The organism is Neisseria weixii, from assembly GCF_042658245.1.
GTDB classification, from domain to species: domain Bacteria; phylum Pseudomonadota; class Gammaproteobacteria; order Burkholderiales; family Neisseriaceae; genus Neisseria; species Neisseria weixii.
The window spans coordinates 57,096-64,910 of the sequence record NZ_JBHSPY010000014.1; the positions used below are offsets into that span (position 1 = coordinate 57,096).

Below are 7,815 nucleotides of genomic sequence, written 5' to 3' on the forward strand. Positions count from 1 at the left end.
GTGACAAAAAATATCAGTTAAATGATGTAAGTGACATTTAATGGTCATTCAAGTCATGGTTCGGATGGGGAAGCTGGGATAGCCCAAGTGTCTGACTCACGGAGTGTTAACTTAAAAAATAAGTAATAAGGAAATATCATGAATAAAAGTTATCGCAGTATTTGGAATGAATCTTTAGGCGCATGGGTTGCCGTGTCTGAGATTGAAAACGCTAAAGGTAAGCCTGCAGGCAGCCAAATGTCTCGAACACAAGAAGGCGCACACTGTTTGTCAAATAACCGAGTTAACAAGCTTTACAGTCTAGCCGGTTGTGGATGGAGCGCATTGGCGTTGAATTTTGCATTGATTACAGGGTTTGCGTTGCTACCCGCAAGCGAGGCCGTGGCCGCAACTTGTACACAGAATGATGCGACTCTTCCGGCTACTTCTAATACGAACTCATTTGCCTGTGGTTCTGGGGCAAATGCATCCGGTAACAACGCAGTTGCAATTGGCCAATCGGTAAGCGCTACTACCGATGTAGCTTTTGCTGCCGGTTTTTCGTCAGTGGCTTCCGGCGCAGCTTCTTTGGCAATTGGTGACCGTGCAAAGGCAGTTAACGTTCAAGGTATTGCCATCGGCCAGCTTGCGGAGGCTTCAAGTGGATGGGATATCTCTATCGGCCGTAATGCGGGCAGTAACCCCGTGCAAATCTCTTCTGAAGCACGCAATGTTGCCATTGGCGACGGGGCATTAAGATACGGAACCGGTGCAAACAACAATATCGGTTTGGGCACCGATGCAGGTGCCGGATTGAATGGTGCCGGTAACGTGATTTTGGGTACTTATGCCAATGCTACACAGGCGGTTGATGCTGCTGTAAGAGCAGGTACTCCAGAAAATCAAATCGAGGTGAAATCGATAACGGTTACCGCGTCTGGCTCAACCAACATAAATAGTGTGAAATCTGTTACTGCCAGTAATTCGGTAGTGATTGGCAACCGTGCATTAGCAACCAGTGCCGGATCGGTGGCGGTTGGTCAAACGGCTAAAGGGCTGGGTGCGACAACGGTGGCTGTGGGCAATAGCAGCCGCAGCTTGGGCAATAATGCTGTTGCTGTGGGTAATACCGCCAATGCGGGAGCAGCCGGTGCAATCGCTATAGGCCAGCATGCTAATTATCAGCAGTCAACATCAAGTTATCGACCCACCGGAGCCAATTCGATTGCCGTTGGTGTCAGGTCAAACAGCTCGGCTATGCGTTCGATTGCTATCGGTACAGATGCGCTTGCGGAAAAGGCCACTGTTACCGGAGGTAAAATTTATGACAAAGCTGGTACTGAATATAATGCCTCCGTTGCAGGAAGTCTTTTAAAAGCTGAAAACTCAATTGCTATCGGCGCATATAGTGTGGTACGAGGCACCAATGCGGCGGCTATCGGTCAAGCTTCTGAAGCAATAGGGCAGAATTCTTTTGCGGGAGGTAATGATGTTCATGCAATTGGAAAGTCTTCATTAGCCTTGGGGGATGGCGCACGTTCGGAAAATGACAGCACTATTGCCATTGGTTATGTAGCCCGATCTACGCATCAAAATAGTACGGCTATTGGTAATGATGCCCAATCTTCAGCAACAGGTGCTCTAGCTATCGGTAAAGGAACCAGGGCTACAGGGACTGGTAACGTAGTCTTGGGGGTTGACAGCAAAGGTGAGACGGCCAGCGTTGTGGCTATCGGCAATACCAGCTTGGCCAATCAAGAAAATAGTGTGGCTATCGGCAATAAAGCGACGGCGCAAGGTACGGGCAATGTCGCTATCGGCACTAACTCAGGTAACGTGGATATCCAAACATATAGTGGTATTGTAGGCAATAATACTGTATTTGTAGGTGTGGATGCAGGTCGTAATGCAACCGGTAACCAAGGACAAGTAGCGGTTGGTTGGCAGGCTGGACAAGGTTCTGTTGGAACCTTTAACGTGGCATCTGGCTATCAGGCGGGTCAGTTTATCAATGGTTCAAACAATGTTGCTATTGGCAAACAAGCTGGGCAAGGTACGGGTGTGCCACGCGTGAGTGCAAGTGATACAGTAGCTATCGGTACGGAAACCAAAGCAACTGCTAATAATGCCATTGCTATCGGTAAAGGTGCTCAAGCCACAGGCTTGCAATCTATTTCCATCGGTGTGGGCAACATTGTTTCCGGCACCAACTCTGGTGCACTGGGTGATCCTTCCCATATCACAGGTACCGGAACCTATGCCATCGGTAACGACAACGGAACAGTAGACAATCCTATTGCCGCCGATAATGCCGGTGTGTTCGGTAATTTAAACCTGATGACGGCTGATGCCGACAACAGCCGTGCAATCGGTAGCTACAACCACATCACCACCGACAGTACTTATGTATTGGGCAGCGGTATCAACTCCGATCCCGCTGGGAATACATTAGGCACTACTGCAGCCAATTCGGTATATTTGGGTAATGACAGCCAAGTTGCCGACGGCGCGGCAAATGCAGCGGGCACATTATTTAACACCGATATTCTGAATGTAACCGGCAGCACAACCAGTGCCGGTGCCACGGGTACGGTGAATTCAGCCGTTATCAATGGGATAACATACACAGGTTTTGCCGGCCAAAGAGCTGTTGGCGCGGTAACGGTAGGTGCCGCAGATTCCGAGCGCCGCCTCCAAAATGTGGCCGCAGGCGAAATTTCAGCAACCTCAACCGACGCCATTAACGGCAGCCAGCTGTATATCGTTACCAAAGGGCTTCAAGATGCCCAAACACATTATTACAGTGTTAATGACGGTGGAACAGAAAGCGCCAACTACGATAACACAGGCGCAACCGGGTTGAATGCTATGGCTGCCGGTGTGGCGGCTCAAGCAACTGCGGTTAATGCTACGGCAGTCGGTCATTTGGCTAACGCCTCGGCAGACAATGCAACCGTCTTGGGTAATGAGGCCACGGCCACGGCTAAAGATACCGTAGCCGTCGGTCAAAGTGCCGATGCAACTGCCGACAGTGCGGTTGCCGTGGGTAAAAGTGCCCAAAGCACGGGTAATTTTGCCGTATCCATCGGTTTGGACTCTAAAGCAACCAACAATGGTGCGGTGGCCATGGGTTCGGGTGCGGTGGCAGACAATACCTATACAGTAGCTATCGGCAATGATGCACAAGCTCTGCAAGACGGCGCAACGGCACTTGGCCGTTTGGCTAAAGCCGAATCGGAGAAAAGCTTGGCGTTGGGCACAAAAAGCCAAGTTACTAGCTTAAACGGTATTGCAATCGGTGTAGATGCCAAAGCGTTGGGAGGAACCATCGGAACCACCAAAACAGGCAATATTGCTATCGGTAATGCGGCTCAAACCGAATCCAATGATTCCGTGGTAATCGGCACCAATACCCAAGCAACGGTTAGTGCTGAAAATGCTATTGTTATCGGTAAGAATGCAGCAGCAAACAATGGTGGCGGTAATAACTCTGTTGCTATCGGTAAAGACGCTGTAGTTACTGCTAACGGCAGTATTGCCTTGGGTGAAGAAGCAAAAGCAACTGCATTCACCACGGCAACAGGGGTGAATGTGCCTGACGCCGGTATGATTACCGCCATCGGTTATAAAGCAGCCGGCAGCGGTATAGGATCTCTAGCGTTGGGCAGCAATGCTTCCACTACCCAAAATGCTATTTATAGCGTGGCCATCGGTAACGGAGCGACAGCAGGCTCAACCGATGCATCCGGTGCGGCTCTGAGAGGTGGCCGGTATGGTGTGGCAGTGGGTAATAGCGCAAAAGCAATAGCTGATAACTCGGCTGCTTTCGGTCCGAGCGCTCAAGCTCAAAACACTGGTTCTTTGGCACTCGGCCATTCTGCAATAGCATCTGTGAACAGCGGAGTCGCATTGGGTGCAAACAGTTTGGCTGATGTAGCAGGCGGAATGGTTGGTGCTGATCCTTTGCTCGCAGCAAGTGATAAAAACAACAGCACTTGGACATCCAGCGCATTATATGGTGCGGTTTCCGTAGGTAGCAGCGTGCATGGCATTACCCGCCAAATTACCAATTTGGCCGCAGGCACGGCTGACACCGATGCCGTTAACGTTGCCCAATTGAAAGCAGCAGGCTTTAATTTGGCCACTTCTGCTTCAGACGGTGAACAGGTTGACAATACTGCCGCCACCGAAGATACAAAGGTTCCAAATGGCGAAACCGTTACCGTTGATGCGGGCAAAAACATCAAAATCACCCAAAGCGCCAATAAGATTTCGGTGGCCACCAAAGAAGATGTTGAGTTCACTACTGTTACGGTAAAAGATGCAGCGGGCAACATTACCGACATCAAAGGCAACAGCCTCACCATCACTCCAGCCAGCGGCAATCCGGTTAGTCTGACTTCAGATGGCCTGAACAACGGCGGTAACGTGGTTTCCGGCGTCGCCAACGGCGTTGCCGATAACGATGCGGCTACCGTAGCTCAAGTGAAAGCCGCAATGACAGAAGTGGAAAAAGGCACCAACGTCAGCAGCGTAACCAGCACAACAGGTGCTAACGGTCAAACCGTTTACACCGTCAATGCCGACGGCGCGAAAGCCTCAGCAGGTTCGAATGCCGTAACCGTTACCGCCGGTGCGAAAGACAGCAACAACGTCACCGACTACGCCGTCGATTTGTCGGAAGCCTCCAAAACCTCCCTGGCCAAAGCTGATAGCGCGTTGCAAAGCTTTACCACCAGCGTGAACGGCACAACCGCCGAAACAATTGACCAAACCAACAAACAGGTTAATTTTGTCAACGGCACCGGTACCACTGCGCGCAACAGCAGCGGCGACATCACTTTCGACGTGAACAAATCAGGCCTGACCAGTGCAGCCGACGGCACTGTAACCGCAGATGAGCCGGGCGATAACTTTGCCACAGCAGCCAATGTGGCCGATGCAATCAACAAAGCCTCGAAAGCTGCAAAAACCGAAGTGGTTGCAGGCAGCAACATCGAAGTGGATAGCGAAACCGGCAACGACGGTCAAACCATCTACACCGTAAAAACGGCAGATAGTTTAACTGTTGAGAGCATCACCGCAGATGGCACCGTGCTGTCTTCAGACGGCCTCACCATCACTCCAGCCGGCGGCAATCCGGTCAGCCTGTCTGAAAGCGGTCTGAACAACGGCGGCAACGTGATTTCCGGCGTCGCCAACGGTGTGGCCGACGATGATGCGGTGAACATGGCGCAACTGAACGCCGCAGCAGCAGCGTCGGCCAACAAAGTGGTAGCAGGCGACAACATCGAAGTGTCTGAAAAACAGAACGACGACGGCAGCACCACCTACACCGTGGCAACGGCCAAAAACGTCAGCTTCGACAGCGTAACCGCAGGCGATGCCGTGCTGAACCAAGACGGCGTTAAAGTCGGCAACGATGTAGCCCTGGCTTCAGACGGCCTCAAAGCAGGCAGCTTAACCGTAGGCACGAACGGCAAGATCAGCGGTTTGGAAGACGGCAGCATTGCCGCCGGCAGCAAAGAAGCCGTTAACGGCAGCCAGCTGTACGGCACGGCCGACAGCGTAGCCAACGCCTTGGGCGGCGGTTCGGCAGTGAATGCCGACGGCACCGTCAGCGCCCCGGCCTACACCATCATCGACCCGGCCACCGGCAACAGCAGCGTTGCCAACAACGTAGGCGATGCCCTAACCAAGCTGAACGGCGCGGTAAACAGCCCGTTAACCTTTGCAGGCGACAGCGGCAGCAATGTCGAGCGCAAACTCGGCACCACCGTTAACCTCAAAGGCGGCGCCACCGGCAACTTAACCGACAACAATATCGCGGTTGTAGCCAACAGCACCGACACCTTGAGCATCAAGCTGGCCGAAACCGTCAACCTAGGCAGCAACGGCAGCGTAACCACCGGCCAAACCGTGTTGAACAACGACGGCGTTAAAGTAGGCGACAGCGTAGCGCTGACTTCAGACGGCCTCAAAGCAGGCGATGTGAACATCACATCGGCAGGCATCGACGCCGGCAACAAGCAAATCGGCGGAGTGAAAGCCGGTGAGCAAGACACCGACGCCGTCAACGTAGCCCAACTGAAAGCCGCAGCAGCAGCGTCGGCCAACAAAGTGGCAGCAGGCGACAACATCGAAGTGTCTGAAAAACAGAACGACGACGGCAGTACCACCTACACCGTGGCCACCGCCAAAAACGTCAACTTCGACAGCGTAACCGCAGGCACGGGCGCCAACCGCGTGGTATTGGATGACGCAGGCGTGAGCGTAGGCGGCAACACCTACATCAGCGGCAACGGCATCAACGCCAACAACCAGAAAGTAACCAATGTGGCTTCGGGCAGCGTAGCCGCAGGCAGCACCGATGCGGTTAACGGCGGCCAGCTGCACAATACCGCAGCTTCCGTAGCCAACGTGTTCGGCGGTAACGCCATGGTTAACCCCGACGGCAGCGTGAGCATGAGCAATATCGGCGGCACGGGTGCGAACAACGTGAACGATGCCATCGCAGCGGTGAACCGGGCGGCGGTTGAAGCCAAAACCACCGTGAGCACAGGCGACAACATTGTGGTGGCGCAAAGCACCAATGCCGACGGCAGCACCAACTATACCGTAGCCACTGAGAAAGACGTTAACTTCAATAGTGTTACCGCAGGTACGGGAGCTAACCGCGTGGTATTGGATGACGCAGGTGTGAGCGTAGGCGGTAATACCTACATCAGCGGCAACGGCGTCAACGCCAATAACCAGAAAGTGACCAACGTGGCTGCCGGCAACGTGGCCGCAGGCAGCACCGATGCGGTTAACGGCGGCCAGCTATACGACACTGCGGTCTCTGTAGCCAATGTGTTAGGCGGCAACGCCACGGTTAACCCCGGCGGCAGCGTGAGCATGAGCAATATTGGCGGTACGGGCGCAAACAATGTAGATGACGCTATCAAAGCAGTGAACCAAACGGCAGTTAAAGCCAAAACCACTGTGAATGCGGGTGACAACATTGTGGTGGCGCAAAGCACCAACACCGACGGCAGCGCCAACTATACTGTTTCAACCGCTAAAGATTTGGTGGTTGACAGCGTAACAGCTGGCGACACCGTGTTGAGTGGCACCGGCCTGAGCATAGCCAACGGTCCGAGCATTACCGCAGATGGTTTGGATGCAGGCGACAAGAAAATCACCAACGTAGCCGACGGTGAAATTTCTGCCACCAGCAAAGATGCCGTTAACGGCAGCCAGTTGCATCAAACCAACGAAGCCATCAACAGCGTGGCCAATTACACCGTCAATATGGGCAATCAGCTCAACCAGCGCATCGACAGTGCCGAAAGACGTGCTAATGCGGGAGCTGCTGCTGCTATGGCGGTAGCTGGTCTGCCACAAGCCTATCTACCGGGTAAGAGCATGGTTGCCGTAGCCGGCAGTGCCTACCGTGGCGAAAGTGGTTATGCCTTAGGTTACTCCAGCATTTCCGACAACGGTAACTGGGTAATTAAAGGCTCCGCCACCGGCAACTCGCGCGGGCACTACGGTGCGACTGCTGGGGTCGGTTACCAGTGGTAATTCTGTGATAATGTAATACCGTCATGAGGTAAGCAAAGGCCGTCTGAAAAATATTTCAGACGGCCTGAGACCTTTGCAAAAACCCCAAAACTCCCCTAAATTCCCCCTAAAGGATTCAGAGGCGTTTTTTTATGAGCAGCTTCTTCCAGCAACAAGCCCAAATCATGACGGGCAAACATACCGGCAGCTGCCCGTTGCTCAAAATTAACCGGCTGCCCGATTGGCAGCCCGCCGGACAACTGCCCAACCGGCAAAAGACCCGTTACATCC

1 protein-coding gene is annotated in these 7,815 nt (G+C 53.1%); it reads left to right on the forward strand.

Features of this window, described 5'->3' with window-relative positions; translation table 11 throughout:
* The first annotated feature begins 138 nt into the window (after nt 1-138).
* Nucleotides 139-7,545 (forward strand): YadA-like family protein, encoded by a 7,407-nt coding sequence (locus ACFPVS_RS08240; RefSeq protein ID WP_378595607.1) that lies wholly within the window; start codon nt 139-141, stop codon nt 7,543-7,545.
* The last annotated feature ends 270 nt before the right edge of the window (nt 7,546-7,815 follow it).